The sequence below is a fragment of the Flavobacterium sp. genome, from assembly GCF_035292545.1.
Lineage (GTDB): Bacteria > Bacteroidota > Bacteroidia > Flavobacteriales > Flavobacteriaceae > Flavobacterium.
The window spans coordinates 1-26,972 of record NZ_DATDPV010000025.1 but is presented as its reverse complement, the minus strand read 5'-3'; the positions used below and the strand labels follow the sequence as shown (position 1 = coordinate 26,972).

At 34.6% G+C, this 26,972-nt stretch carries 26 protein-coding genes; 15 read left to right on the top strand and 11 right to left on the bottom strand.

The window, feature by feature from the left end; genetic code table 11:
* The 4 genes from VI621_RS04365 to VI621_RS04350 form a co-directional block, all read right to left on the bottom strand.
* Window positions 1–493: rhomboid family intramembrane serine protease (locus VI621_RS04365; RefSeq protein ID WP_324217160.1), on the bottom strand; the 493-nt coding region annotated here is incomplete at its 3' end.
* Window positions 490–2,340 (bottom strand): DNA mismatch repair endonuclease MutL, encoded by a 1,851-nt coding sequence (gene mutL, locus VI621_RS04360; RefSeq protein ID WP_324217159.1) that lies wholly within the window; start codon window positions 2,338–2,340, stop codon window positions 490–492. The genes VI621_RS04365 and mutL, both read right to left, overlap by 4 nt.
* 208 nt (window positions 2,341–2,548) lie before the next feature.
* On the bottom strand, window positions 2,549–3,121 hold the full coding sequence (gene ribH, locus VI621_RS04355) for a 6,7-dimethyl-8-ribityllumazine synthase (protein WP_324217158.1): 573 nt from the start codon (window positions 3,119–3,121) through the stop codon (window positions 2,549–2,551).
* Window positions 3,122–3,206: 85 nt separating this feature from the next.
* On the bottom strand, window positions 3,207–3,989 hold the full coding sequence (locus tag VI621_RS04350; RefSeq protein WP_324217157.1) for a tetratricopeptide repeat protein: 783 nt from the start codon (window positions 3,987–3,989) through the stop codon (window positions 3,207–3,209).
* Between the two features lie 142 nt (window positions 3,990–4,131).
* Between VI621_RS04350 and recF the strand changes: the two genes are divergently transcribed.
* The 8 genes from recF (at window position 4,132) to VI621_RS04310 (ending at window position 11,103) form a co-directional block, all read left to right on the top strand.
* The gene (gene recF, locus VI621_RS04345) at window positions 4,132–5,211 is read left to right on the top strand and encodes a DNA replication/repair protein RecF (protein WP_324217156.1); all 1,080 of its coding nucleotides are present in this window, start codon (window positions 4,132–4,134) and stop codon (window positions 5,209–5,211) included.
* Between the two features lie 44 nt (window positions 5,212–5,255).
* Complete coding sequence (locus VI621_RS04340) at window positions 5,256–5,954, top strand: thioredoxin domain-containing protein (RefSeq protein WP_324217155.1); 699 nt, start codon at window positions 5,256–5,258, stop codon at window positions 5,952–5,954.
* Between the two features lie 6 nt (window positions 5,955–5,960).
* On the top strand, window positions 5,961–6,632 hold the full coding sequence (locus tag VI621_RS04335; protein ID WP_324217154.1) for a DUF2461 domain-containing protein: 672 nt from the start codon (window positions 5,961–5,963) through the stop codon (window positions 6,630–6,632).
* A gap of 72 nt (window positions 6,633–6,704) precedes the next feature.
* The gene (gene murB, locus VI621_RS04330; RefSeq protein WP_324217153.1) at window positions 6,705–7,718 is read left to right on the top strand and encodes a UDP-N-acetylmuramate dehydrogenase; all 1,014 of its coding nucleotides are present in this window, start codon (window positions 6,705–6,707) and stop codon (window positions 7,716–7,718) included.
* A gap of 27 nt (window positions 7,719–7,745) precedes the next feature.
* Window positions 7,746–8,360, top strand: a complete 615-nt coding sequence (locus VI621_RS04325) for an FMN-binding negative transcriptional regulator (protein WP_324217152.1) — start codon at window positions 7,746–7,748, stop codon at window positions 8,358–8,360.
* Between the two features lie 73 nt (window positions 8,361–8,433).
* Complete coding sequence (locus VI621_RS04320) at window positions 8,434–9,540, top strand: glycosyltransferase (protein ID WP_324217151.1); 1,107 nt, start codon at window positions 8,434–8,436, stop codon at window positions 9,538–9,540.
* On the top strand, window positions 9,531–10,082 hold the full coding sequence (locus tag VI621_RS04315) for an RNA polymerase sigma factor (RefSeq protein ID WP_324217150.1): 552 nt from the start codon (window positions 9,531–9,533) through the stop codon (window positions 10,080–10,082). Before VI621_RS04320 ends, VI621_RS04315 begins: the two co-directional genes overlap by 10 nt.
* A gap of 202 nt (window positions 10,083–10,284) precedes the next feature.
* Complete coding sequence (locus VI621_RS04310) at window positions 10,285–11,103, top strand: energy transducer TonB (RefSeq protein WP_324217149.1); 819 nt, start codon at window positions 10,285–10,287, stop codon at window positions 11,101–11,103.
* A gap of 131 nt (window positions 11,104–11,234) precedes the next feature.
* On the opposite strand, the gene VI621_RS04305 is transcribed toward VI621_RS04310, so the two are convergent.
* From VI621_RS04305 to VI621_RS04295, 3 genes are all read right to left on the bottom strand, one after another.
* A complete protein-coding gene (locus VI621_RS04305) occupies window positions 11,235–11,660 on the bottom strand; it encodes a response regulator (protein ID WP_324217148.1) in 426 nt (141 codons plus the stop codon).
* A gap of 33 nt (window positions 11,661–11,693) precedes the next feature.
* Window positions 11,694–13,223: a tetratricopeptide repeat protein gene (locus VI621_RS04300; protein WP_324217147.1), complete on the bottom strand. Its 1,530-nt coding sequence runs from the start codon at window positions 13,221–13,223 to the stop codon at window positions 11,694–11,696.
* Window positions 13,224–13,498: 275 nt separating this feature from the next.
* On the bottom strand, window positions 13,499–14,707 hold the full coding sequence (locus VI621_RS04295) for an OmpA family protein (protein WP_324217146.1): 1,209 nt from the start codon (window positions 14,705–14,707) through the stop codon (window positions 13,499–13,501).
* A gap of 278 nt (window positions 14,708–14,985) precedes the next feature.
* Here VI621_RS04295 and lipA point away from each other — a divergent pair, with 278 nt between their 5' ends.
* The 3 genes from lipA (at window position 14,986) to VI621_RS04280 (ending at window position 19,146) form a co-directional block, all read left to right on the top strand.
* Window positions 14,986–15,855, top strand: a complete 870-nt coding sequence (gene lipA / locus VI621_RS04290; RefSeq protein WP_324217145.1) for a lipoyl synthase — start codon at window positions 14,986–14,988, stop codon at window positions 15,853–15,855.
* Window positions 15,856–15,936: 81 nt separating this feature from the next.
* On the top strand, window positions 15,937–16,935 hold the full coding sequence (gene gap, locus VI621_RS04285) for a type I glyceraldehyde-3-phosphate dehydrogenase (RefSeq protein ID WP_324217144.1): 999 nt from the start codon (window positions 15,937–15,939) through the stop codon (window positions 16,933–16,935).
* A 42-nt stretch (window positions 16,936–16,977) separates the two neighbouring features.
* Window positions 16,978–19,146: a tetratricopeptide repeat-containing hybrid sensor histidine kinase/response regulator gene (locus VI621_RS04280; protein WP_324217143.1), complete on the top strand. Its 2,169-nt coding sequence runs from the start codon at window positions 16,978–16,980 to the stop codon at window positions 19,144–19,146.
* 6 nt (window positions 19,147–19,152) lie between these two features.
* On the opposite strand, the gene VI621_RS04275 is transcribed toward VI621_RS04280, so the two are convergent.
* Window positions 19,153–19,965: a purine-nucleoside phosphorylase gene (locus tag VI621_RS04275; RefSeq protein WP_324217142.1), complete on the bottom strand. Its 813-nt coding sequence runs from the start codon at window positions 19,963–19,965 to the stop codon at window positions 19,153–19,155.
* On the bottom strand, window positions 19,937–20,974 hold the full coding sequence (gene lpxK, locus VI621_RS04270; protein ID WP_324217141.1) for a tetraacyldisaccharide 4'-kinase: 1,038 nt from the start codon (window positions 20,972–20,974) through the stop codon (window positions 19,937–19,939). The genes VI621_RS04275 and lpxK overlap by 29 nt, the downstream gene beginning before the upstream one ends.
* 113 nt (window positions 20,975–21,087) lie before the next feature.
* On the opposite strand from lpxK, the gene VI621_RS04265 reads away from it, so the two are divergent.
* From VI621_RS04265 to VI621_RS04255, 3 genes are read left to right on the top strand one after another with little or no spacing between them, the layout of a single operon-like run.
* Window positions 21,088–22,182: a Nif3-like dinuclear metal center hexameric protein gene (locus VI621_RS04265; RefSeq protein ID WP_324217140.1), complete on the top strand. Its 1,095-nt coding sequence runs from the start codon at window positions 21,088–21,090 to the stop codon at window positions 22,180–22,182.
* A 3-nt stretch (window positions 22,183–22,185) separates the two neighbouring features.
* On the top strand, window positions 22,186–22,965 hold the full coding sequence (locus VI621_RS04260) for a hypothetical protein (RefSeq protein ID WP_324217139.1): 780 nt from the start codon (window positions 22,186–22,188) through the stop codon (window positions 22,963–22,965).
* 35 nt (window positions 22,966–23,000) lie between these two features.
* A complete protein-coding gene (locus tag VI621_RS04255) occupies window positions 23,001–23,849 on the top strand; it encodes an alpha/beta hydrolase (protein WP_324217138.1) in 849 nt (282 codons plus the stop codon).
* 7 nt (window positions 23,850–23,856) lie between these two features.
* Here the strand turns inward: VI621_RS04255 and VI621_RS04250 are convergent, their stop codons facing one another.
* Window positions 23,857–25,515: a S8 family peptidase gene (locus tag VI621_RS04250; RefSeq protein ID WP_324217137.1), complete on the bottom strand. Its 1,659-nt coding sequence runs from the start codon at window positions 25,513–25,515 to the stop codon at window positions 23,857–23,859.
* Window positions 25,516–25,629: 114 nt separating this feature from the next.
* On the opposite strand from VI621_RS04250, the gene rluF reads away from it, so the two are divergent.
* Window positions 25,630–26,442 carry a 23S rRNA pseudouridine(2604) synthase RluF gene (gene rluF / locus VI621_RS04245; RefSeq protein ID WP_324217136.1) on the top strand — a complete coding sequence of 271 codons (813 nt, stop codon included), beginning with the start codon at window positions 25,630–25,632 and terminating at the stop codon, window positions 26,440–26,442.
* Here the strand turns inward: rluF and VI621_RS04240 are convergent, their stop codons facing one another.
* On the bottom strand, window positions 26,443–26,850 hold the full coding sequence (locus tag VI621_RS04240) for a DUF1801 domain-containing protein (RefSeq protein ID WP_324217135.1): 408 nt from the start codon (window positions 26,848–26,850) through the stop codon (window positions 26,443–26,445). It lies immediately after the preceding gene.
* Between the last annotated feature and the right edge of the window lie 122 nt (window positions 26,851–26,972).

Genomic DNA, 26,972 nt, shown 5'->3' with positions numbered 1-26,972 from the left:
AAATGGCACCTGAAGCACCCACCGCCGGAGTCATATAAGCACTAATAAAACTGGTAAAACCTTCTTGAGAAAGAATTTCCTGCCATCTGGAATCGAATTTCCCTTCGCTCAAAACCTGCATGATTTCTACTTTAGACATTCCATTGGCAATTAGCGTATCCAATCCATCATGGAAGAAATAATAATTGGAAGCAATATGAATCAATGCTGCCCCTAATCCACAGGAAATATAGAAAAACAGAAATTTCTTGGTACCCCAAATTTGCTCTAAGGCTGTTCCAAAGGAGAATAACGCAAACATATTAAAGAAAATATGCATGAAATTTCCATGCATAAACATATGCGAAATTGGTTGCCAAAATTTGAAATCAGGATTTTCAGGATAATAAAGTGACAAAAACTTATAGGCTACATCGCCAACAACTTGTGTCCCTATAAAAAAAATAATATTGATAATGATTAATTGCTTAACCGTTTCGGTTATGTCTCTCATATTGCGAATTTTTTATCTAAATCTTCCACACGCATCGTGATGAAAGTGGGTTTTTGAAAAGGGGAAACATTAGGCTCTTTGCAGGCAAAAAGTCCGTTTACCAAATTTTCCTGCTCTTTTTCTGTTAAATAGCTTCCGGTTTTTACCGCTAAACTTTTGGCCATGGATTTGGCTATACTGTCATTCTGACTGAAACTGCTCTCCGGAATTCCGTCTTGTAAATCACGTAACAATTGCTCCAATACGATTGAAACTTCACTTTCTGTCACATTGATTGGCAAACCCGAAATGACCACATGATTGTCATTTGTTTCTTCAAAAACAAAACCGGTATTGGCCAATGAAATTTGTAATTCTCCAATTAATTCCATTTCGCCTGATGAAAAATACAAGTTCAACGGAAACAACAATTGCTGGCTTGAGGCCTGATGCACAGTCATATTGGTCAGAAATTGTTCGTACAAAACACGCTGGTGGGCGCGCTGTTGATCCACTATAACTATTCCGGATTTTATTGGATTTACAATGTATTTTTTATGAATTTGATACGTTCTGTTGACCGTTTGCTCAATTTCATTTTCATTAAATAAAGAACCGGTAACTTCTTCGCTTTCAAACTCAATATCATTAATATCAGTAATCGTTTCGGTATCCTGCTTTAATCCAACGTACAAACTTTCCCAACTGGAAGTGTTTTCCGTTTTTCGATAGGTGGTGAAATGTCTGTTAGGTTTGTCATCCGAAAACGGATTGAAGCTTCCATCGACCTGAATCATAGGTGTCGAAGCTTCTTTATTTTGATAATCATAAGGCGTATCTAAATTCGAATCCCTGTCAAAATCCAAAACGGGTGCGACATTAAATTGTCCTAAACTGTGTTTGATGGAGGAACGTAAAATCGCATACAAAGCATGTTCATCATCAAATTTAATTTCAGTTTTCGTTGGATGAATATTGATATCGATGGTATTGGGCGGTACCTGCAAATACAGAAAATAACTTGGCTGCGCACCGTCTTTCAACAATCCTTCGTAAGCCGCCATGATGGCATGATGCAAATAACCGCTTTTGATAAAGCGATCATTGACAAAGAAAAACTGTTCTCCGCGATTTTTTTTGGCAAATTCAGGCTTGCTTACAAATCCATGAATGGTAACAATTTCGGTTTCTTCCTGAACGGGAACCAGTTTTTCATTGGTTTTGCCGGCAAAAATATTGACGATTCTTTGTCTGAAATTAGATTGTGGTAAATTGAACATTTCACTTCCATTATGGTAGAACGTAAAATGAATATTAGGGTGTGCTAAAGCCACGCGTTGAAATTCATCCACAATATGACGATGTTCAACAATATCCGATTTCAGGAAATTGCGTCGCGCCGGAATATTAAAAAATAAATTTTTGACCGAAAAAGAAGTTCCTTTAGGCAAAACCGCCACATCTTGAGAAACAAATTTACTGCCTTCAATCACGATGTGTGTTCCCAGTTCTTCCTGGTCCTGTTTGGTTTTCATTTCCACATGGGCAATCGCTGCGATAGAAGCCAAAGCTTCCCCTCGAAACCCTTTCGTATGCAAAGAGAATAAATCTTCCGCCTGACGGATCTTGGAAGTAGCATGGCGCTCGAAGCACAAACGTGCATCGGTAACGGTCATTCCTAAACCATTATCAATTACCTGAACGAGTGATTTTCCGGCATCTTTTATGATTAATTTGATATCGGTCGCTTTTGCATCAACAGCATTCTCCATCAATTCTTTTACCACAGAAGCAGGCCGTTGAACGACTTCTCCAGCGGCAATTTGATTCGCAACGTGATCAGGAAGTAATTGAATTATACTCGACATTAAAAAAATTTCTGTTTTTGGGTTTGTAGTTAATGCCCTAATCCCAATATTTATTGGAAATGTGAAGGGTAACAATATTTGGGATTAAAACCAAAGATTACAAATTTAGCGAATTTCTGTTGGGTTTTATAATTTAGTTAATCATAAAAAATAAAAAACCTATACTATTTACTGAACAGTATAGGCTTTGTATGTATTCATTTTGTTTTTACTCTTCCAGTTCTAATGGCAAATTTTCAATTTGCAACAAACCCGCAGTCAATAATTGTTGGTTTTGGAATTGGTAATTCAACGAAGCCTGTTCTCTTAAATACGCCATTTTAATAGCGGCAATAGCAGCTTCTGTCCCTTTATTTCCATGAATTCCTCCACTTCTGTCAATCGATTGCTGTTCGGTATTGTCGGTCAGCAAACAATAAATTACCGGAACATCAGACTGAACATTCAAATCTTTGATGCCTTGGGTTACGCCTTCGCAAACAAATTCGAAATGCATGGTTTCCCCTTTAATCACACAGCCGATAGCAATAACAACATCCACATTTTGTGTTTCAATCATTTTTTTGGCTCCGTAAACCAGTTCAAAACTTCCCGGTACACTCCAACGAACTATATTTTCAGGGTTGGTACCACAATCTAATAGCGCCGTTTCGGCACCAAAAAATAATCCTTCAGTGATTTTATCGTTCCATTCAGAAACAACAATCCCAAACCGAAAATTTTTCGCGTTTGGGATTGTGTTTTTATCGTAATTGGATAAATTTTTATTTGCAGTTGCCATAATCAATTTAGGATTTATGAATTAAGATTTAGATTTGTATCAAAGATATAAAAAACCTAAATCAAAAATCCAGCATCTAAAATTTTTATTGTGCCAATCCGATTAATGCGTCAATATTAGCCGCTTCCGGTGTAGCTTCGTATTTTTCTTTTATCTCAGTAAAATATTTCAAAGCATCTGTTTTGTTTCCTGTAGTTAAAGCAGTTTGACCAGCTTTTAACAAGAAACGTGGTGTTGTGAAGTCATTTTTATTAGCCTCAGCAGCTTTAATATAATATTCCAAAGCTTCTTTTGGTTGATTTTTTTGAGAGTACGCATCACCTATAGCTCCTTTTGCCAAAGCACTAAGAACCATATCTTTTGAACTGAATTTCTCCAAATAAGTAATTGCTTCTGTATATTTCCCAGTGTTCAAATAAGCCATTCCAGCATAGTAATTGGCTAAATTTCCGGCATCTGTTCCAGAATATTTGTCCGCAATATCAACGAAACCGAATTTCCCTTCAGAACCTTTTAATGCTAAATTATATAGAGAATCACTTTTAGTTCCATCAGTAGCCTTTTGGAAATTTTGTTGTGCTATAAACATTTCGTTAGCAGCCTCATCTTGTTTAGGCTCTACGATAAATTTTTGATACAATACATATCCTACAGTTACCAAGGCAACTGCAGCCACTACACCAAAAATATATTTTTGATTTTTAGCAACCCAATTTTCCGTTTTAGAAGCAGTTTCATCCAAAGAATTAAAAACGCCTGCTGTTGCACTGTCTTTTTCATCAACATTTACATTTTCAATAAAATCACCGTCGAATTTTTCTTCTTTTTCTTTTGGAGTTTTATAACCTCTTTTATTATACGTTGCCATTTATTTTAATTTAGTGAATCGCAAAAATAAAATTTTTATTCAAATCTAAATCCCTTTTTATCGAAATTTTTCAATAATTTGCACACACTTTGAAAAAACCTCCTTAAAATTTAAAAGTTCTCACTATCAGTAAGCCTTGCAGATGTATTTAAAAAAAATTTCTTTATTCAATTATAAAAATTTTTCGGAAGCAAATTTCGAGTTTGACAGCAAAATTAATTGTTTTGTAGGCAAAAACGGAATTGGCAAGACCAATGTACTTGATGCTATCTATCATTTATCGTATGGAAAAAGCTATTTCAATCCCTTGGCGGTGCAAAATATCAAACATGGCGAAGAATTTTTTGTGATTGATGGCGAATTTGAAAAAAACGGAAGAAATGAACAAATTGTCTGCAGTTTAAAAAAAGGTCAAAAGAAAATTCTGAAACGCAACGGAAAGCAATATGACAAGTTTTCGGATCATATCGGGTTTATTCCGTTGGTGATTATTTCGCCGGGCGACCGCGATTTGATTGTCGAAGGAAGCGAAACCAGACGGAAATTCATCGACAGCGTAATTTCGCAATTGGATTCGAATTACCTGCAACAACTCATTCAATACCAGAAAATCCTCAACCAGCGCAATGCTTTGCTAAAGTATTTTGCCCTGAACCACGTTTTCGATAAAGACACGTTATCTATATATAATGAGCAGCTGAATGGTTTAGGACAAACCATTTTTGAAAAAAGGAAAAAATTTCTGGATGATTTCATTCCGATTTTCAACAAACACCATCAGGCCATTACCGGTTCGGAAGAAACCGTGCAATTGGTGTATGAAAGCCAATTATTCGAGAAAGATCTTTTGACACTTCTACAGGAAAACATCAATAAAGACAGGGCCTTGCATTATACCAGCGTCGGTATCCACAAAGACGATTTGTCTTTTGAAATTGACCATTATCCCATTAAAAAGTTTGGTTCTCAGGGACAGCAAAAATCATTTTTAATAGCCTTGAAATTGGCGCAGTTTGAATTTGTAAAAAAACAATCCGGACAGAAACCCATTTTATTATTTGATGATATTTTTGACAAATTGGACGAAACCCGTGTCGAAAAAATCATTGAAATGGTAAATAATGATAATTTCGGACAATTATTTATTTCTGACACGCATCCCGAACGAACCGAAACCATTGTAAAATCGACCCATCAGAGTTATAGAATATTTAACTTATAGTATGGTTGAAATTTGTAAATTAGCCTAAATTTTAAAATCATAAAATGAAATCACATATCTTATCCTTGCTTTTTATTAGTTTCCTATTCACATCTTGCAACGGACAAACCACAAAAAATTACGAAACCATTCCTCCGGCAGCTTTTGCTGAAGAAATAAAAGCAACTCCAAATGCACAAATTCTTGATGTCCGAACTCCGGGAGAATACACCTCGGGACATATTGAAAATGCGGATAACATAAACTGGAATAGCGATAGCTTTGTATCAAAAACGGATAAATACGATAAATCGAAACCTGTTTTTGTCTATTGTATGAGCGGCGGAAGAAGCAAACAATCAGCAAATAAATTGCAGGAATTAGGGTTTAAGACTATTTACGAATTGCAAGGTGGAATTCTAAAATGGAATGCTGCCGGGTTTGCCAAACCAAATGATAAAATCATTGGACTGTCTGCCCAGGAATATGCAGCATTATTGAATTCTGATAAAAAAGTACTGATTAATTTTTATGCTCCTTGGTGTGCGCCCTGCAAAAAAATGGAGCCTTACGTTTTGCAAATGCAAAAAGAGTTATCTGATAAAGTAACCATCATCCGGTTGAATGCTGATGAAAATAAAACCATTCTTGCTGAATTAAAAATCGATGAACTGCCTACCTTATTATTATATGAAAATAACGAAGTAAAATGGAGACATTCCGGGTTCATCAGTAAAGAAGATTTGGCCAAACAATTGCAATAATTCCTTATGCTTTCAAAAGAAACTTTACAATTCCTAGAAGATTTAAAAGCCAATAACAATCGTGATTGGTTTTTGACCAATAAAAAACGCTACGAGCTTTTCAAGAAAGACTATCATCAGTTGATTGCGGATTTTCTGGCAGTAATGAAGCCACTGGATGCTTCACTTGAAATGCTCGAAATCAAAAATTGTACGTTTCGTATCAACCGTGATATTCGATTTTCTAAAGACAAATCACCTTATAAATCGCATTTAGGTATTTGGATGAACACCAATCCTGGTAACGGAAATGGCCCTGGCTATTACATTCATATCGAAAAAGGAGCCAGTTTTATTGCTGGTGGATTTTATTCGCCTGAAGCTGCCGATTTAAAAAAAATACGCAAAGAAATTGCTTTCTTTTATGAGGATTTGGAGGAAATTGTAAATGATAAGAATTTCAAAAAACATTTTAACGACTTAGATCGAACGGAATCCAATTCATTAAAAAACGCACCCAAAGGTTTCGAAAAAGACCACCCTGCCATCGAATTCCTGAAGTTGAAAAGTTTTACAGTCTCGAAAAAAATAGCAGATGCAGCATTAATTGACCCTGATTTTGTCAAAACCAGCGCAGAAAAACTCATTGCTTTGAAACCATTGCTTGAATTTTTAAATCGTGGATTGTCGGCCGATTAATTCTGAATTATAAATTATAAATTTAAAATGGTTTGAAGTACTTTTGCTTTTCATCATTTTTATGAATTGCACATGGAAATTCTTTCTAATTTTTCTCTTAAAAACTACAATACTTTTGGCATTGAAGCCAAAGCCAAAAAATTCGTCAATGTTCATTCTGTCGAAGAACTAAAAGCTATTTTACAACAGAACCCAACCGAAAAAAAGTTCATTCTCGGTGGCGGAAGTAATATGCTCCTCACGCAAGATATTGATGCCTTGGTAATTCATGTCGATTTGAAAGGAAAAAAAATCCTAAAAGAAGACGATGATTTTGTTTGGGTGCAATCGCAGGCAGGCGAAAACTGGCATGAATTTGTGCTTTGGACAATAGACCAAAATTTTGGTGGATTAGAGAACATGTCACTCATCCCTGGAAATGTAGGCACCACGCCTATTCAAAACATTGGTGCTTACGGAACGGAAATCAAAGACACTTTTGTTTCCTGCGAAGCGACGAGGATTGACAATTTGGAAACGAAAACATTTACAAAAGATGAATGTCGTTTTGGATACCGAGAAAGTATTTTCAAACATGAGGCAAAAGACCAATATGTCATCACTTCTGTGGTTTTTAAACTAACGAAACGCAACCATAAAATCAATACTTCCTACGGAGATATCACCGCTGAATTAGCCAAAAATAATATTGCTACTCCCACTTTAAAAGACGTGAGTAATGCTGTCATTGCTATTCGCCAAAGTAAATTGCCTGATCCGAAAATATTAGGAAACAGCGGCAGTTTTTTTAAAAATCCTATTCTTCAGAAGTCCGATTTCGAAAAAATACATCAGCAATTTCCAGAGATGAAGTTTTATGAAATTTCAGAAACCGAGGTAAAAGTTCCTGCAGGCTGGTTAATTGAACAAGCCGGTTTCAAAGGCAAACGCTTTGGCGATGCCGGAATCCATAAAAATCAAGCCTTGGTTTTGGTGAATTACGGGAATGCGACAGGTCAGGAAATTTTGAATGTTTCAAAAGATATTCAGGAAACGATTTTTAAAACTTTTGGTATTCATATTGAAGCTGAAGTGAATGTGATTTAGATTTTTAATAAATAATTCCTACTCGAGATGTACATACCCGAAATTTATAAAAACGAAAATCCTGAAGCAATAAACGATTTTCTTCAGAAAAACAGTTTCGGAATTCTAGTCAATCAAGTCGATGGAAAATTGTGGGCTACGCATATTCCGTTAGAATTAGATATCAACGAGAACGGAAAACAGGTTCTTTACGGACATATTTCCAAAGAAAATCCGCAATGGAACAGTTTCGCTTCCGACAGTAAAATTCTAGCCATTTTTTCCGGACCAAACAGTTATATATCGCCTTCGTGGTACGACCATGAAAATGTTCCAACTTGGAATTATACAGCAGTCCATATTTATGGAACCATTAAAATCATTGAAGGCGAAGCGCTTTTATTGTCTTTAAAAAAATTAGTGGATAAACATGAAGCGCATTCAGAAAATCCAATAAAAATTGAAGATTTATCGGAGAGAACCATGTTACAAACACGTGGAATTGTCGCTTTTGAAATTGAAATCGACGAAATTCAGGCGGTGCATAAATTATCTCAAAATCGCGACGATAAAAACTACCACAATATCATTTCGGAATTAGAGAAAACGGGAGAAAGCAATTCTATTGCCATTGCAAAAGAAATGTCAAAATGCCGAAAGTAATTGGTTTTTAACAATGGATAATTGGTAATTGATAATTACCTTTGCGAACATTCTAAAAAGAAGACACGCTTATATGTTGACCATTATTTTTTACACGTTTATCGCTATAGTTGCCATTCAACTTTTTTATTATGGATTCGTTTTCGGGAAATTTGCTTTCTCTAAGGCGCAAAAAAGCACGCCAAAAAGAATTCCAATTTCTGTAATTGTATGCGCCAAAAATGAAGAAGAAAATGTAACAAAATTCATTCCGCTTTTAGCAGAACAAAATTATCCGGATTTCGAAATTATCTTAATTGACGATGCTTCAAGTGATGGTACTTTAGACATTTTTGAAGCTTTCGAAAAACAATATTCCAACATTCGATTGGTAAAAGTGGCTAACAATGAAGCCTTTTGGGGTAACAAAAAATTCGCATTGACCTTAGGAATTAAAGCCGCAAAAAAAGACTATTTGCTCTTTACCGATGCCGATTGTTATCCGACTTCGAAAGACTGGATCACTTTGATGAGTTCCCAATTTACCATGCACAGAACCATCGTTTTAGGGTATGGCGCTTACGAAAAAATTGCAGGTTCTTTCCTGAATAAAATCATCCGTTTCGAAACCATGCTTACTGCGGTTCAGTATTTTTCTTGGGCAAAAATGGGCCATCCTTATATGGGTGTCGGACGAAATTTAGCCTATAAAAAAGACGAATTTTTTAATGTAAATGGGTTTATCGATCACATGAAAATCCGTTCCGGGGACGATGATTTGTTTATCAATCAGGCAGCAAACGGAAAAAACACTGCCGTTTGTTATACTCCTGAAAGTTTCACCTATTCTAAACCAAAAACTTCCTTCAAAGACTGGTTTACCCAAAAAAGAAGACATGTTGCCACGGCTACTTTTTATAAATCTTTTGACAGAACCCAATTGGCGCTCTTTTTTCTTTCGCAAATCTTATTTGTGTTGTTACCGATAGTTTTACTGGCTTTTCAATACCAATGGATTATTGTTTTAAGCTTAATCGGATTTCGGTATTTGTTCACTTGGATTACATTGGGTTACTCCGCCGGGAAATTAAAAGAAAAAGATGTCATGTATTGGTTTCCAATTATTGAAATTATACTTATATTCACACAATTGAATATCTTTATGACCAACCTTTTTTCAAAACCCGTACATTGGAAATAAAAAAATATATAGAAAAAGCTAAAATTGGCGACCAGATTGCCTTTACTTTTCTATTGGATTTTTATTGGAATGAAGTCTATGGTTTTATGCTCAAACGCACCGAAAACGAAACGGATGCCGAGGATATAACCATTGAAACGTTCTCTAAAGCTTTTGACAAAATAGCCACTTACAATCCCGAATTTCAATTCAATACCTGGCTGATTGCAATTGCAAAAAATGTTCATATCGATTTGCTCCGCAAGAAGAAATCCTCACTATTTATTGACATTACCGACGAAGAAGACCATCAGGCCTATAATATTGCCGACACTACTCCTTCGGCAGAAGACAAACTGATTACCGAACAAAATTTGTCTCAACTATTACAATTTATCAAAGAATTGAAACCGCATTATCAGGAAGTCATTCAATTGCGCTATTTCCAGGAATTAAGTTATCAGGAAATTGCGAATCAGTTAGACGAACCTTTGAATAATGTAAAAATCAAACTGCTTCGCGCCAAAAAATTACTGGCTGAAATTATTGAGAATAAACGATAATTTGGCGGTTTTACAAAACAGCTAATCAACTCAGATACTGCGTATTACAAAATTCTTATTTTAAATGTTAAAATAATTATAAAATATTTTGTGTTTTATATATTAAAACGCATAATATTTACGTTGTATGTTAAAATACCCTTTAATAAAAACAACACACGCTTATGATCTGACCGCTACTTAACCAATAAAACCATAAATTATGTCTAAAGTTAGTATTTACGAAAACGGTTGGATCAATCTTGTTTTCGAAGGAAAAAACAAAGAATACGGTGCCTATCAATTACGCCAGGAAGAATTCGGAACTACAATTACGGCTTTCTTTTGCGGATTGTTTTTCATTGCATCCATTTCAGGATTAGGAATGCTTTTATCCTCTTTTGGCAATCCGCCGGTTATTGTAAAACCTGACAATGTCGATACTATAGTACATGTTACGAAATTCGACAGTCCTAAAAATGATGAGCCGAAAAAAGCTGCGGCACCTTTAAAAAAAGAAGAACCTAAAAAAGATATCACTAAAAAAGATTTAATAGATCCAATAATTACAAAAAACACAGAACCCATAGATGAAGTAAATACAAATAAAGAAACTAAAACTAATCCAAACCCTTTAGACGCTGGTTCAACTAACGGCACAAGCACAATCCCTACAACCCCTGGCTCGGGAACTGCCGCGACTCTACCTAGTGATATTGGAACTGCTATTGTTACAACTGTTGCATTAGACAAACTTCCTGAGTTTCCGGGTGGATTGGGTAAATTCTATACTTATGTGGGAAATAATTTTGAAAAACCGGAGCTTGAAGTCGAAAAAACCGTTAGCGTTATTGTGTCTTTCGTAATTGAAAGAGATGGAAGCATGACTGATATTCAGGTAAAAAGAGATCCCGGATATGGTTTGGGCAAGGAAGCTATTCGGGTTTTAAAATCATTGAAAACAAAATGGTCTCCCGGAATGATTGATGGAAAAGCGGTACGCACTTCTTATAACTTACCAATTGTCGTGAAAATGGAGTAACCTTTATCGCATAATATAATTATAGAAATTTCGGATAATTTAGGCTTAAAAAAGAAAAGTTGCTTACAACTAATTCTTAAGCTTAAATTATCCTTTTTAAAAACTATTTTATCAGACAGGTTGCTTTCGTTTTAAAGCTGCATCAAATGGAGCAGCTTTTCTATGGTCAATGGCTTCAAAATAAAACCATGAACATATTTACATTTATTGGCTCTCTTAATATCTTCAGGATCCAATGAAGAACTTAACATGTATATTTTACACTTTTCATGGAGTAATTTAGGACTATTTTCAAATTTCTTCAAAAACCCAAAACCATCTACCATCGGCATCCGAATATCCAGAAATATTATTTCAGGAATCTCCTCTGGGTTATCTACATTTGAGTTAAGGTAATCAATTCCTCCTAAAGCGGAATCTATGGTTATTACATCTTCTGCAAACTTTGACAGTTGGATCACTTTCCCTGCTATCAGCCTATCGAAATGAGAATCATCAATTACCATTACTTTTTCATACATCATAGTAGGTTCGTTTATTTCAAGATTAAAAATCAATAGAGAATATGGGGCGATATCCTGAATATTTTTTTATTCTTTTGTATTCTTAATTACTTTTATTACCACTTCGTCAAGATTGCTGGCAAGTATATTAATACCTTCGATAAGCTCTTTATTGGAGGGGTCATCGGGTTTATTGAAATTAAACAGTTGAGAAAGTCCTAATATAGATGCAATCGGACCTCTAATTTCATGGGATTGTATCTGTATCATATTTGCCATAGCATTATCGCGTGATTTTATCCTTTTTATAAAATAACGAATCAATATAAAAATAAAAGTACAAAGGAGTAAAATTCCAGAAAGATAGAGCATCCTATCGTTCGCTGCTCCTAATTGGTTAATTTCATATTCTTTATTTTTTATAATGATGTCTTTATTTTTTAATTCAATGTCCCGTTTGGTTTCCAGATTAGAAAGTTCAATTTTAGATTGTTGGGAAAAAATAGAGTCCCGAAGTGCTGTACTGCTTTTTAATGTTTCAAATGCCATTTTATAATTCCCGGATAGCCGATAAGCATCAGTAAGCCCCTGACTAAACTCGATTTGCGGAGCCGAAAAACCTATCTCGTCACAAATATCAACTGCTTTTTCAAGATAATTGATAGCCAGCTTCAGTTTTTGTGATGCCTCTTTTGAAGAACTTATTTTTGCTTTGGGAGCATTTTGCTCCATTTCAAGATAAGTTGCCCCCAGATTCCCATAGTTTATTGCTATGCTATTTTTAAAGCCTAATTCTTTACTTATTTTTAAAGCCTCGGAATGGTAGCGTATCGCTTTAGGATATTCTTTAAGTTTAACATAAACATTTCCAATATTAGCCAAATTAATCTGGATAGAATTGCGGATACCAAGATCTCGATTAATCTTCAAAGCTTTAAAAAGATAATCTAAAGCTTTTTGATACTTATTTTCGTCCTGAAGCACCCGTGAAATATTTCCCAAAGCCCGCGCAATATCTCTTTGGTTTCCGGAATTATTGTAAATCGATAAGGCTTTCGAATAGTACTGTTGTGTTTTTGAATATTTTTTTTGTTCGTAATAAATATGCCCGATGTTTTCTAAAATAATGGCAGAGGCATTATCGTCTTTAAATTCTTCATAAATTTTTAAGGCCTGAAAAGCTGTTTTCAACGCTTGGGGATGATTGCCCTGACTAAGATGGATTAAACTTAAGTTTCCATAGACGGATGCCGTACTCTTTTTTTCTTTTAGTTTATCATACAACGTAAGTGCTTTTTCGTTGAGTGCAATGGCTTTTACGTATTCGGCTTTAGCATTATAATTAATTGCCAGCATAGCGTTTGACGTGGCGATACCTTCTTGAAATCCTATTCGTTCTGCTAATGCCAAAGCTTTATTTGCATATTCGATACCCACATTTGGATTTAGATAGACATAAGCAAATGAAATATCATTAAAAAGGTTAATCTTCGTCGAATCTGCATGTTTATTTCGCACTTCAAGCAACAAAGAATCAATATGCTGCTGCTGAGGCTTTGCCTGCCCGTATAAGAAGAATGGCAGAAATACCAGAAGAAGTAAACAGCTAATTCTCATAAGGTTTTGATATTAGATTAAAATCAAAAGTTGAATAATGATCAATATTTCATGAATTTTAAAATGTTCAATACATTATATTGAATTACCATTGTTTTTCAATGGGATAAAAATCATTAAATCACATTTCTTCTAAAAACTATAACGATTCAGACAAATATATTCATTTTTTTTTTTAGAAAAAACCAATCCTTAATTTATTAGAGGTATTACCTTAAAACAATAAAAAAAGCTGCCCCAACAATGCGACAGCCTTTATAATATGAAAAAACAAATTATTTTTTTGTAACTCTTACAGCAATTCTTCTGTTTTGTGCTTTGCCTTCTTCGGTATCATTAGACGCAACAGGAAATTGTTCGCCATATCCTTCTGCCTCCAATCGATTTGCGGCAATACCCATTTTTACCATTTCATTCATTACCGATTTTGCTCGGTCATCAGAAAGTTTTAAATTAAAAGCAGGATCTCCCACATTATCGGTATAGCCACCAATTTTTAGTTCAACTTTAGGATAGGCTTTAAGAATTTCAACAATATTTTTTAATTGTTCTTGGGATTCCGGACGCAAAGTAGCTTTTCCTGTATCAAACAACAAGCGATCAAAATTGAACCAAGTCGTTTTATCTACTATTTTGGATTCATCCATCAGCCAGGTATTCAATTTATTTTCGATACCAAATTCAGGAGCATTTAACTCGACTCCATTTGGCAATTTAAATTTAAAAAAATTACCTAAAGCTGATTTTGTTTCATCTACTAATTCTCCGGTTTCTGATGCTAATGTGTCTGCCGTTTCAGTTACGACGGTTGTATCCACATCGTCTTTATCACAACTTCTGCTGAAAAAGTATAACGCTAAAAGCCCTACTCCCAATAATAACAATGGGACCAACCATTTTCCGGAGGAACTTTCTGATCTATTTATTTCACGAACTGCGCGTTTAACATCTCTATCAAGATCCCTTTCAGAACTTAAATTCAATCCTAAAGGTGCTGCGGAAAGAATACTGTCTTTTTGAGAGGACAACATACTCGTCAAACCAGATAATGTTGTTCCGGATTTTCCAAAATAACTCAACAATATAGGAGCTATCATTCCTAATAAAGAAGCAACCGAAGACACTTTAATTCCTGATTTTCTCGCTATCACATCTGTAATATCCGATTGCTTGTTTCCAAACAACAAACCTAATAATTTAGACCCGGAACTTAAAACAGAAGAACTTCCGGCATCTGACAATAATGAGGCAGGATTTGATAAAATAGCTTCCGCATTCGAAACATTATCACCTATTAAATTCATTACGCTGCCCATCACACCTGAATTGTTTGATTTATGAATCAATCCACTTAATAGTGTTGGTATTGAAGCTGAAATTGCTTTAGAAATACCACTTTCAGATTCGTCTAACATATTGCTAGCTTTCGAAATAACATCCGGGGTAATAAACCCTTTTAAAATGTCTACTAAATTTGCTGCCATGATTTCACCTTTTTAAATTACACTCAAATTTAACAATATTTTAATTAATTACCTCATTTTCAGCTAATTAAATAGATACGCGTTTTCAATATTCTTTGTTTTTTAATTAAACGTAAATTTGATATAATTTTATCCAAAGTTTTAGCGACTACATTTCAAGCGAATTTTAGTACAGATGGCCCATCTGGTTAATAAAATCCTAAAAAAGGGAATCAAAACCGATCCAACCCAAATCTTCAATCAACTTTCCTTATATTTGTGCTTTGAAAATTGTTACTATGGAAACTGTTTTAGATAATGCACTACCGATAGGAAAACCAAAATGGTTGAAAGTAAAATTGCCTATTGGTCAAAAATACACGGAACTTCGCGGTTTAGTCGATAAATATAGCCTTAATACCATTTGTACTTCGGGAAGTTGCCCGAATATGGGTGAATGTTGGGGCGAAGGCACGGCAACGTTTATGATTTTAGGGAATATCTGCACGCGTTCGTGTGGTTTTTGCGGTGTTAAAACCGGAAGACCGGAAACCGTGGATTGGGACGAACCTGAAAAAGTAGCGCGTTCCATCAAAATCATGAACATCAAACATGCTGTAGTAACAAGCGTCGACAGAGACGATTTGAAAGATGGCGGTTCGATTATCTGGATTGAAACCGTAAAAGCCATCCGAAGAATGAACCCAAACACAACTCTAGAGACTTTAATTCCTGATTTTCAAGGTATCGAAAGAAATATTGACCGAATCGTAGAAGCCAATCCCGAAGTAGTTTCACATAACGTGGAAACCGTTCGCAGATTGACTCGTGAAGTCCGTATTCAGGCAAAATATGACAGAAGCCTTGAAGTCTTGAGATATTTAAAAGAAAAAGGCATCAACAGAACAAAGTCTGGAATTATGCTTGGCCTTGGTGAAAAAGAAGAAGAAGTTTTTCAAACAATGCGAGATTTGCGTGAAGCCAATGTTGATATTGTAACCATTGGTCAATACTTGCAGCCAAGTAAAAAACATTTGCCTGTAAAGGAGTTTATAACACCCGATCAGTTTGCAATATATGAGAAATTTGGTTTGGAATTGGGTTTCCGTCATGTAGAAAGCGGGCCATTAGTTCGTTCTTCCTACAAAGCACAAAAACACATTCTTTAAAAAATTGGTTTTTAAGTTTAAGGTTGAATATGGACCTATCTTAAACTTTAAACTTTGAACTTTAAATTTGATACAAAAAAATTGAAAATAAAAATTGCAATAAATGGTTTTGGCAGAATTGGACGAAATTTATTCCGATTGCTTTTAAACCATCCCAATATTGAAGTGGTTGCCATTAACGATATCGCCGACAAACAAACGATGGCGCATTTGGTAAAATACGATAGTATTCACGGGGTTTTACCTTTTGTTGTTTCTCACGATGCCAATGGAATCCTTGTTGATGGAAAATCTTATTTGTTTTTTAATGAAAAACATATCAATACTTTAGATTGGAAATCCCTGAACATTGATGTTGTGGTAGAAGCAACAGGAAAATATAAAACTTTCGAGGAAATCAATGCGCATATTTTGGCTGGAGCCAAAAAAGTAATTCTTTCGGCACCTTCAGAAACGGATTCTATAAAAACGGTGGTTTTGGGCGTGAACGAACACATGCTTGACGGAACAGAAACCATTATATCGAATGCGAGTTGCACCACTAACAATGCAGCACCAATGATGAAAGTTATTGATGATCTTTGTGGCATTCAACAGGCTTACATTACAACGGTCCACTCCTACACCACAGATCAAAGTCTACATGATCAGCCGCATAAAGATTTGCGACGGGCACGTGGCGCTTCCCAATCAATTGTTCCAACAACGACTGGCGCAGCCAAAGCTTTAACCAAAATTTTTCCTGAATTGGACAAAAAAATTGGCGGATGCGGTATTCGCGTTCCGGTTCCGGACGGTTCTTTGACTGACATTACTTTCAACGTAAAAAGAGAGGTTTCAATTGAAGAAATAAATGCTGCTTTCAAAACGGCTTCTCAAACTAATTTGAAAGGTATTCTGGATTATACCGAAGATCCGATTGTTTCAGTAGATATTATCGGTAACCGAAATTCATGCGTTTTTGACGCCCAATTGACTTCTGTCATTGATAAAATGGTAAAAGTGGTGGGTTGGTATGATAATGAAATTGGGTACTCTTCCCGAATTATTGACCTAATTATTTTAACCTATAAGAAATAATTGGTTATATTTATGGTTTTATAAAATATCATAAAGATTTAAATGAAGTCATTTCTATTGTTTTTTATTTTATTTGGGTCACTTTCAAATCCTCAAAAGAAAAATTTTATTGAGGAAATAGATAGTGTTGGTTATTATTTGGGGCTGGCCAAATTTAACGTTAAAACTAATGATTACAAAAGCGCGCTCAGCAATACACAAAAATCGATTGATTACGCGAATGTTCATGAAAATATTTCATCAAGAGCAAATGCCTTCTCTTCTCTGGGTTCGATTTATTTTGAATTAAAAAAATATGATGATGCTATTGCTAATTTTAAAAGAAGCATTTCGTTATTTAAAACTTTAAAACCTTCTTCAGACGCAGCATTTTCTCTTTATAGTTTGGGTTTATGTTACATGACAAAAGGAGATTATTCTAATGCCGAAATCAATTTTGACAAAGCACAAACAATTTATTCGGCCCTCAACATTCCAGAAGCCATAGAATTATTAAACCTTCAAAAAGCAATTGTTTATAAAGCAAAAGGAAAAGACAAATTGGCTTCCACTATTTTCAGTTCTATAATTTCAAAACCGGACAATGAAAATCCTGATAAAATAAAGGCAGAAGCTTTGTATCAAATTGGAACAATTGAATTGAAAAATAACAGAAATAATTTAGCACTCAATTATCTTAATCGAGCCTTAGAATTGAATTCGAAGACCTACGATATCGATTTAAAATCAAAAATATACAAAGCGCTGAGTCTGGTTTATGAAAAAATTTACGATATCCCGAATTCTCTTTTTTATCTGAAAAAACATTTAACATTAAAAGACAGCATAGCTACACTCAATAAAGAAAAACTAGAAGATGGGGATTATGCCAGATTTAAAGAAAACGAACGATTAAAGACCATTGCACAAATTGATAAAGAAACCAAACAACAGGAAAAGGCAAGTAAATTTGCTAAATTAATCAGTATTCTTGCTATTGCTTTAATTTCTATTTTATCCCTATTAAGTTTGTCTTTATATAAAAATAATATCATTAGAAATCAATCTAATTTATTATTAAAAGAAAAAAACAAAGAATTGCAAATCGCTAAAGATGATGCAGAATTGGCATCCAAATCAAGGGCCGAATTTTTATCAACTGTCAGTCATGAATTGCGCACACCACTACATGCAATTAATGGAATTACCCATTTATTACTGGAAGAAAAACCGAAAAAATCACAGCTTAATTATTTGGCTTCGTTACAGTTTTCCGGAAACTATTTATTGACCTTTATCAATGAAATATTAGAAATCAACAGAATTGAGTCAAGTACGGTTGAGGCAGAAAACATCAATTTCAACCTGAAAGTTTTACTCAAAAACATTCAAAAATCATTAAAAGAATTAGCTCACAACAACAACAACAGATACATTTTAGAAATTGACGATGCAATTCCCGATAATTTAATCGGAGACCCTACAAAATTGTCTCAGATTTTCATGAATTTGATCAATAATGCATTGAAGTTTACAAAAAATGGGGAGGTAAAAGTTATTGCAAAACTCAATTCATCAAACAATGAATCGGCATCCGTTTATTTTGAGGTTTTGGATACCGGAATCGGAATTCCAGAAGACAAATTGGAAACTGTTTTCGATAGTTTTTCACAAGGTTCCATTGAAATCAATAGAAAATATGGCGGAACGGGTCTTGGCCTGAATATCGTAAAAAAATTAATAGATATTCTTGGCGGAAAAATAAAATTAGAAAGTAAAGTAGATCATGGATCCACTTTTTCTTTCGATCTGAATTTTAAATTAGGAGTTGAAATGCCTGTTGCAGTAAACAAGCAATATGACGAGTCTATATTAGCGAATAAAAAAATACTTTTGGTTGAGGACAATAAAATCAATCAAATGATTACCAAAAAAATGCTTGAAAACAAGAAAATAATTTGTGAAATTATTGACAACGGTGAAGATGCCATTGATAGTGTCCGAAAAAACAATTATGATTTGATTTTAATGGATGTTCATCTCCCTGGAATCAATGGTACAATCGCTTCAGAAACCATACGAACTTTCAACAATCATACCCCAATTATTGCACTCACAGCCATTTCATTGGATGAAAACAGGGAAATGCTTTTATCCTATGGAATGGATGATGTGATTACCAAACCTTTTGATCCAAATCATTTCTATAAGGTCATTGCCCAAAATATTTAGAAATTTTTAATATTTCAAAATCAATTCTTTGATAAGATTTCTTACCTGTGGTTCTGCTTTTTCAGCGGCTTTCAACACTTCGGCATGGCTAACTTCTTCAATATTTTCCTCATCACCCATATCGGTAATAACGGATAATCCGAAACATTCCATTTCCATGTGACGTGCTACAATTACTTCAGGAACAGTTGACATTCCTACGCAATCGCCACCCACATTTTTCACCATTCGATATTCTGCCAATGTTTCAAAAGTAGGTCCTTGTAAACCTAAATAAACACCGTCTTTAACTTCGATATTTAAATTTTTAGCCAATTCTTTAGCTTTAATAATCATGCTTTTAGAATAGGGTTCGCTCATGTTCACAAATCGTGGTCCAAAACGTTCATCATTTTTCCCTCGCAAAGGATGCTCAGGCATCATATTGATGTGGTCTTTGATGATTACAATATCGCCTACCTTATAATTAGGGTTCACCCCTCCGGAAGCATTCGAAACAATAACTTTTTTAACGCCTATATATTTCATTACACGCACCGGAAAAGTAACTTCTTTCATGTTATAGCCTTCGTAGAAATGAAAGCGTCCCTGCATGGCTACTACTTTTTTATCTCCGATACTTCCAAAAACCAAAGCGCCTTTGTGACCTTCCACAGTCGAAACCGGAAAATTTGGAATTTCGTTATAAGGCAACGAAAATTCTATTTGAATATCATCCGTAAAACTACCCAATCCTGAACCTAAAATAACGCCGTATTCCGGAGTGAAATTGGTTTTTTCTTTAATATAATTAACGGTTTCTTGTACTTGTTCCCACATAATTTATAATGTTTTTATCAAAATTTTCTCCCGAAGTTTCGGGACCGGAAAGAAACGAACTTTTTATTGGTAAATAAAAAAGCTGCTCACTCGGAATACTGCCTTTCAATCTCACGAAATCTTTTTCGGTTGTAATGACAATCTTGTTTTGTGATTTATTTTTAATATCTAAAATGTCTTTTTCTGTAAAATGATGGTGATCCGGAAAAGTCAGACATACATCATTTGTCTTCTGCAAATATGCAAAAAAGGGTTCAGGTTTTGCAATTCCTGCCAAAAGTAATTTATCAACAGTTTGAATCTCGCTTACTTTTATGGTTTGATTTTCAGAATAAATGAAATCATCATAATCGATGAACGTAAAATACAATTCCTGATTGATATTTAGGTTTAATTTGATTCTGATTTTATTTTGTTCGTCAAGCGAAAGATCTGATGGACATTTAGTCACAATAATCACGTTGGCTCTTTGTGCGCCACTTTTACTTTCGCGTAAATTTCCGGTTGGAAGCATAAAATCATCTGTATATAAATCACCGTAGGAAGTAAGCAAAATATAGAAACCTGCTTTTACTTTTCGATGCTGAAAAGCGTCATCCAACAAAATAATTTCTGGTTTTTCCGATTGGGAAAGTAATTGTTCAATACCGTTTTTTCGATTGGCATCAACGGCAACTTGTATGTTTTTGAATTTTTGATAAAACTGAAAAGGCTCATCGCCAAGAATCTTTGCATTAGAAGTTGAATCAGCCAAAATAAATCCTTCCGATTGTCTTTTATATCCACGACTCAAAGTGGCAATTTTATATTTATCGGAAAGCAAACGAATCAAATACTCAATCTGCGGTGTTTTTCCGGTGCCGCCAACGCTCAGATTTCCGACGGCAATAATGGGTAAATCAAAAGTATAGGATTTTAAAATCCCTTTATCAAAAAGAAAATTCCGAATACTCGTAATCAAGCCGTATAAAATGGCAAAAGGAAACAGTATTTTTCTTAGTAAATTCATTTTACGAAAGTATAATATTTTATCTTTGAATTAAAATTTTGTTTCTTTTGTTTAAAGTTTAAAGTTACCACACAACTTTAAACTTTAAACAAAAGAAACTTTAAACTAGAAAGATGAAAATAGCAGAAATCCTTTCCGTACTCGAAGAAATGGCGCCACTCGCCTATGCTGAAGATTTTGACAATGTAGGTTTATTAGTTGGGGACCAAAACTGGGAAGCGACAGGCGTTTTAGTTTGTCACGATGCATTGGAAAATGTAATTGAGGAAGCGATTTCGAAAAAATGTAATTTGGTGGTTTGTTTTCATCCCATTTTATTTTCTGGTTTAAAAAAAATAACGGGCAAAAACTATGTGGAGCGCTCCATAATTAAAGCCATAAAAAACGACATTGCTATATATGCCGTCCATACCGCTTTAGACAATCATCTGGAAGGCGTGAATAAAATATTTTGCAATGCTTTGGGTTTAATTAATACCAAAATTCTGATTCCAAAGCAAAACTTCATTCGAAAATTAGTAACCTATACCATTCCCGAAAATGCCGAAAAATTAAGAAATGCCTTATTTGATGCCGGCGCAGGAAATATTGGAAATTATGAAAATTGCAGTTTCAACTCAAAAGGCATCGGAACCTATATGGGCAACGAATACAGCAACCCTGAAATTGGAGAACGATTTGAGTTCGTAGAAGGCGATGAAATCAAAATCGAAGTGATTTTTGAAAAATATTTGGAAGCTAAAATCCTAAAAGCACTTTTCAGTCACCATGTATATGAAGAAATAGCTTATGAAATTTATGATTTGCAAAACAAACATCAAAATATTGGTTTGGGAATGATTGGTGAATTAAAAATTCCAATGAAAGAAAAGGATTTTCTAATTTTTGTAAAAGAGAAAATGCAATCTGATGGTATTCGTCATTCAAATTTCACAGGAAAAAAAATAATAAAAGTTGCGGTTCTTGGTGGCTCTGGAAGTTATGCGATAAAAAATGCCATTGCAGCCGGAGCAAATGCATTTTTAACGGCCGATTTAAAGTATCACCAATTTTATGAAGCCGAAAACGCACTTCTTTTGGCAGATATTGGACATTTTGAAAGCGAACGGTATACAAAAAATTATATTGTTGATTATCTTCGGAAAAAAATCCTTAATTTTGCCATCATTTTATCTGAAGAGAATACAAATCCAGTTAAGTACTTATAAAATATGGCGAATACGAAAGAACTAAGTGTAGAAGACAAGTTAAGAGCATTATACGATTTACAATTAATCGATACTAGAATTGACGAAATCAGAAATGTTAGAGGCGAACTTCCTTTAGAAGTGGAAGATTTAGAAGATGAAGTAGCTGGTTTAAGCACTCGTTTAGACAAGTTGAAAAATGATTTGGAAAGTATTGAAGAAGTTATCAAGACTAAGAAAAACGCCATTGACGAACACAAAGAGTCAATCAAAAAATACACAAAACAACAAGAAACAGTTCGTAACAACAGAGAATTCAACTCTTTAACCAAAGAAGTTGAGTTTCAGGAATTGGAAATTCAGTTGGCCGAAAAGCAAATTAAAGAGATGAAAGCTTCTATCGAACATAAGAAAGATGTAATCGCTCAGTCAAAAGAAAGATTAGAAACTAAGTCTAGTCATTTGAAGCATAAAAAATTAGAATTAGACGCTATCATGTCTGAAACTGCAAAAGAAGAAGCTTTTTTATCAGAAAAATCAGCTGAGTACCAAGCATTAATCGAAGAACGATTATTGGCGGCTTATACCAGAATCAGAACAAGCGTCCGTAATGGTTTAGCAGTAGTTTCTATCGAAAGAGGAGCGTCAGCAGGTTCATTCTTTACTATTCCACCACAAACACAAGTGGAAATAGCTTCAAGAAAGAAAATTATCATAGATGAGCATTCCGGAAGAATATTAGTCGACAGTTCACTTGCCGACGAAGAAAAAGAAAAAATGGAACTCTTGTTTTCTAAATTTTAATTATATTTAAGCCTCCAATTGGAGGCTTTTTTATTATGAAAAAATTATCCTATTTTTTGTTCACCAAATCCATTGGATTATATATAAATGTTTTGAGTTTTGTATTTCCTAAGGAAGCATCGCGACTGGCGTATGCTTTTTTTAGCGAGCCAAGAATAGGCAAATTATCCAAAAAAAATCTCCCAGAAATTCTACAGGATACACAAACAGAAACTTTTCAGCAAGGTGAACATTCTTTTCAAACCTACACCTGGAAAGGAAATGACACTATTATTCTATTGGTTCATGGCTGGGAAAGCAACGCTTCCCGCTGGGAAAACATGTTGCCTTACCTAAAAAAATCAGGAAGCACGATCATTGCCATCGACGGCCCGGCGCATGGCTTATCCAGCGGCAAAGAATTCAGTATTCCCAAATATGCGGAATTTATTGATCTTGCCGTCCAAAAATTTAAGCCACAATACCTCATTGGGCATTCAATTGGCGGAAAAGCTTGTTTGTATTACCAATCTTCTTATCAAAATACTACGGTCCAAAAAATTGTAATCCTTGGATCACCAAGCGATTTTAAAATAATCCTACATAATTATATTGCATTATTAAGTTTAAATACTAAAATTTCAAAAGCTTTAGAAGACCACTATCTTAACTATTTCAAACTCAAAATTGAAGATTTTTCCGGCAGATTATTTGCCGCCAAAATTGATGTCAAAGGATTAATCGCACACGATATTAATGACACGGTAGTTCTCTTCGAAGAAGGAAAAAAAATTGCAAGTAACTGGAAAAATGCTGTTTTTATAGAAACCAAAGGATTGGGCCACAGTATGCATGATGATGAATTGTATAAAAAAGTAGCGCATTTTTTATTTGAAGCAGAATAATTATAGGCTATTTTTTAATAACTTTTTTAACATATACCTTTTCCCCTTCAACAAGTTTTACAATATAAAATCCATTCGGAAAACTCGAAAGATTAATAGTATTTTCCCCCGGGATTCCAAAGTATGTATTTAACAATTGTCCAATGCCTGAATAAATTTCAATTTTTGGATTCAAAAACTGATTGTTTATCAATACTTGCATTTTATCTTGAACCGGATTTGGATAAATCACAAATTGATTTGAATCAAAATCATCTATACTCAATGTATAATCATTAAATATTTTAATGATAGCATTTTGCATATTCGGTAATGGCCCAATATTTCCAAGGACATTTGATCCTTGAGGGATGCCTGTTTGTTTCAGAATATATCTCATTTGGGGAGAGGTCAAATAATTTCCTGATAATTCGTGATAATAAGATTGTAAAACCACACTGCATGAAGCTACTATAGAAGCCGCTGAACTTGTTCCAGCAAAATTAGTATACCCTTGATTAAAATCACCTCCTATTGTTACTAAATCGCCATAACCACATGTTCTAACGTTTTGACCCCATCCTTGCACATCTACTCTTGTTCCATAAGTACTGTAATTAATTCTATCGTGGGTAGTACTTGCTTTTCCAGCTCCAACTATTATAGCTCCGCTATCCCCTCTGTTTCGGTAAGGCGCATAAGGAACTGAGTCTAAATTTTCTGAGCCATTACCGGCTGCGGCAACCACTACTATCCCCGCATCAGTAGCGGCTTTGGTTAAACTCCAAATAGGAAAATCGTATTCCGCTGCACAAAAATTACCTTGTGCTCCATAAGTTTGCATCTCGTAAAGCACAACATCTCCAGCAACAGAATTTTGAATTGCTGCTGACACTGCAATCACTCTATCGTAACCTATTTGTTGCCATTCTGGAAAAACAATAAGCTCACTTGCTCCATTTGCCATACCGGAAATACCATAAGCACCCTTGTCAGCATACATAATCCCAATAGCAGCCGTTCCGTGTTCAGTATAACTTAATGAGGCAGAAGAAGATACTGTCATTCCCGGAAAAACAGAAACATTTCTACCAACAAGTTCTTCATGGTTATTGTTAAAACCATATTCTATATCTCTAATTCGTATTCCAGAACCGTTAAAACCGAGATTCCATGCATACTTCATATTTACTCCGGGATTGGCATTAATATAGGTTTGACTCGGTTCGAAATTAGCGGTAGCTGGCGCAATATCATTTGGAGGTTGTATAGGGCTTGAAGCCATTAAACTAGCATACTCCACTCCTTTTAGCGTTTTCAACTGTTCCGCTAATGTTAATAATCTTTCTCGTGTTGGATTCTCAATGGAAACTTTAAATATATTGCTCAATTTTCTAACAGAAACATCACTTCCTGAAATAGCAATGGCACTATTTGCCAAAAAATCTAATTTTTCATCAGAGATAGAAATGCCTTTCGATAAATTTATTTTATATTCTTTTTGAATTTTATCATATTCAGAAATCTGAGATAAAACAATCGTGTCATACGATTTTGAAGTTGTGAAATCAAACGACAAATCAAAAGCTATATAGAGATTAAAAGCCCCGATTTCCTGTTGAGCGTATGCTGAACACATAAAAGAAAAAAATCCAATTAGAACAAACATACCTTTTTTTCCAAGCATCGTGTTAGATTTAATTAAAATAATTGTACGTAAAGTAATGTTATTTTTTCTATATATAAAAATCGAATCTAAATAAAAACAGTTTATTATTTACAAAATGATTATTTTTGCAGAATGGAAGAAAATCTAAAACGTCTCAATAAATTCATCGGGGAAACCGGTTACTGCTCCCGTCGTGAAGCCGACAAATTGATTGAAGAAGGTCGCGTTACCATCAACGGAATCGTTCCGGAAATGGGAACCAAAGTAACGCCTGACGATGTGGTTCGCATAGACGGAAAACTAATCGTGGAGAAAAACGAAAAACCGGTTTACCTGGCTTTCAACAAACCCGTTGGTATTGAATGCACCACAAATTTAGACGTCCGCAATAATATTGTAGATTACATCAACTATCCAAAACGTATTTTTCCGATAGGACGATTGGACAAAGCCAGCGAAGGCTTAATTTTTATGACCAACGATGGTGATATTGTCAATAAAATCCTCCGGGCCAGGAACAATCACGAAAAAGAATATACCGTTACGGTAAACAAACCCATAACTGACAGATTCATAGAAAGAATGGGAAATGGTGTACCGATTTTAGACACGGTTACCCGAAAATGCAAAGTGGAACAAATCAGTAAATACACTTTCAAAATTATTCTGACGCAAGGATTAAACCGACAAATCCGTAGAATGTGTGAATATTTAGGTTCCGAAGTTACTGCTTTAAAACGTATTCGAATCATCAATATCTCACTAGACATACCTGTTGGAAGATACCGCGATTTGACAGATGATGAAATCAAAGAATTAAACCAGTTAATCGAGCCTTCCAGCAAAACGGAAGAAGCCAGTTTACCGAAAAACGAACCGGCAAAAAGAAGAACGGAATTCATCAAAAAAGAAGACCCGAGATTTAAGAAAAGAGGCGATTATTAATTACTGGATTTTTTTTCGCTTCGCTTTAACAATTTGTTCATCAATTAAAACGGCCTCGTAGATTTTTTGTTTTAAAAAAGCAACATCAATTTCTTTTATAGCAGTGAATGTTTGTTTTGATGTGAATTTTGTAGTTTCAAAAGTTTCATCGGATAATAATTCCCCTTTACAAAAACCAATGGCAACTCCTTTTTCTACTTTCCCCCAAGGAATGGAAGCTGGCCAGATATAACAAATCCGGGAATGACGATAATAAAAAGGAACGTTGTAAGCCAATTTTTCTTTACAATCTGGAATGCAATCCAAAATAATTTTACGAAGAAAAAGAACGATTTCTAATTCTTCTTCAGGTAAATAATCCAGAAATTCATCTGTCGTTTTAAATTCTAGTCCTTGTGTATTTCCCATAAATTAAAAAAAGCCTATTTAATTAAAAATAGGCTCGGATATTACATGTTTCTCAATCGTTTCTGTTCTCTAGCCAATAAGGTATTTTTTAATAACATAGCAATCGTCATCGGACCAACACC

Bases quoted from the DNA above. Each gene is read 5' to 3' on its own strand.
- VI621_RS04255 (WP_324217138.1), top strand. From the start codon at position 23,001: ATGAAAAAATTATCCTATTTTTTGTTCACCAAATCCATTGGATTATAT.
- VI621_RS04300 (WP_324217147.1), bottom strand. From the start codon at position 13,223: ATGAGAATTAGCTGTTTACTTCTTCTGGTATTTCTGCCATTCTTCTTA.
- VI621_RS04325 (WP_324217152.1), top strand. From the start codon at position 7,746: ATGTACATACCCGAAATTTATAAAAACGAAAATCCTGAAGCAATAAAC.
- mutL (WP_324217159.1), bottom strand. From the start codon at position 2,340: ATGTCGAGTATAATTCAATTACTTCCTGATCACGTTGCGAATCAAATT.
- VI621_RS04320 (WP_324217151.1), top strand. From the start codon at position 8,434: ATGTTGACCATTATTTTTTACACGTTTATCGCTATAGTTGCCATTCAA.
- VI621_RS04310 (WP_324217149.1), top strand. From the start codon at position 10,285: ATGTCTAAAGTTAGTATTTACGAAAACGGTTGGATCAATCTTGTTTTC.
- VI621_RS04280 (WP_324217143.1), top strand. From the start codon at position 16,978: ATGAAGTCATTTCTATTGTTTTTTATTTTATTTGGGTCACTTTCAAAT.
- ribH (WP_324217158.1), bottom strand. From the start codon at position 3,121: ATGGCAACTGCAAATAAAAATTTATCCAATTACGATAAAAACACAATC.
- recF (WP_324217156.1), top strand. From the start codon at position 4,132: ATGTATTTAAAAAAAATTTCTTTATTCAATTATAAAAATTTTTCGGAA.
- lipA (WP_324217145.1), top strand. From the start codon at position 14,986: ATGGAAACTGTTTTAGATAATGCACTACCGATAGGAAAACCAAAATGG.
- VI621_RS04275 (WP_324217142.1), bottom strand. From the start codon at position 19,965: ATGTGGGAACAAGTACAAGAAACCGTTAATTATATTAAAGAAAAAACC.
- VI621_RS04250 (WP_324217137.1), bottom strand. From the start codon at position 25,515: ATGCTTGGAAAAAAAGGTATGTTTGTTCTAATTGGATTTTTTTCTTTT.
- VI621_RS04260 (WP_324217139.1), top strand. From the start codon at position 22,186: ATGGCGAATACGAAAGAACTAAGTGTAGAAGACAAGTTAAGAGCATTA.
- rluF (WP_324217136.1), top strand. From the start codon at position 25,630: ATGGAAGAAAATCTAAAACGTCTCAATAAATTCATCGGGGAAACCGGT.
- VI621_RS04340 (WP_324217155.1), top strand. From the start codon at position 5,256: ATGAAATCACATATCTTATCCTTGCTTTTTATTAGTTTCCTATTCACA.
- VI621_RS04350 (WP_324217157.1), bottom strand. From the start codon at position 3,989: ATGGCAACGTATAATAAAAGAGGTTATAAAACTCCAAAAGAAAAAGAA.
- VI621_RS04295 (WP_324217146.1), bottom strand. From the start codon at position 14,707: ATGGCAGCAAATTTAGTAGACATTTTAAAAGGGTTTATTACCCCGGAT.
- VI621_RS04335 (WP_324217154.1), top strand. From the start codon at position 5,961: ATGCTTTCAAAAGAAACTTTACAATTCCTAGAAGATTTAAAAGCCAAT.
- murB (WP_324217153.1), top strand. From the start codon at position 6,705: ATGGAAATTCTTTCTAATTTTTCTCTTAAAAACTACAATACTTTTGGC.
- VI621_RS04240 (WP_324217135.1), bottom strand. From the start codon at position 26,850: ATGGGAAATACACAAGGACTAGAATTTAAAACGACAGATGAATTTCTG.
- lpxK (WP_324217141.1), bottom strand. From the start codon at position 20,974: ATGAATTTACTAAGAAAAATACTGTTTCCTTTTGCCATTTTATACGGC.
- VI621_RS04265 (WP_324217140.1), top strand. From the start codon at position 21,088: ATGAAAATAGCAGAAATCCTTTCCGTACTCGAAGAAATGGCGCCACTC.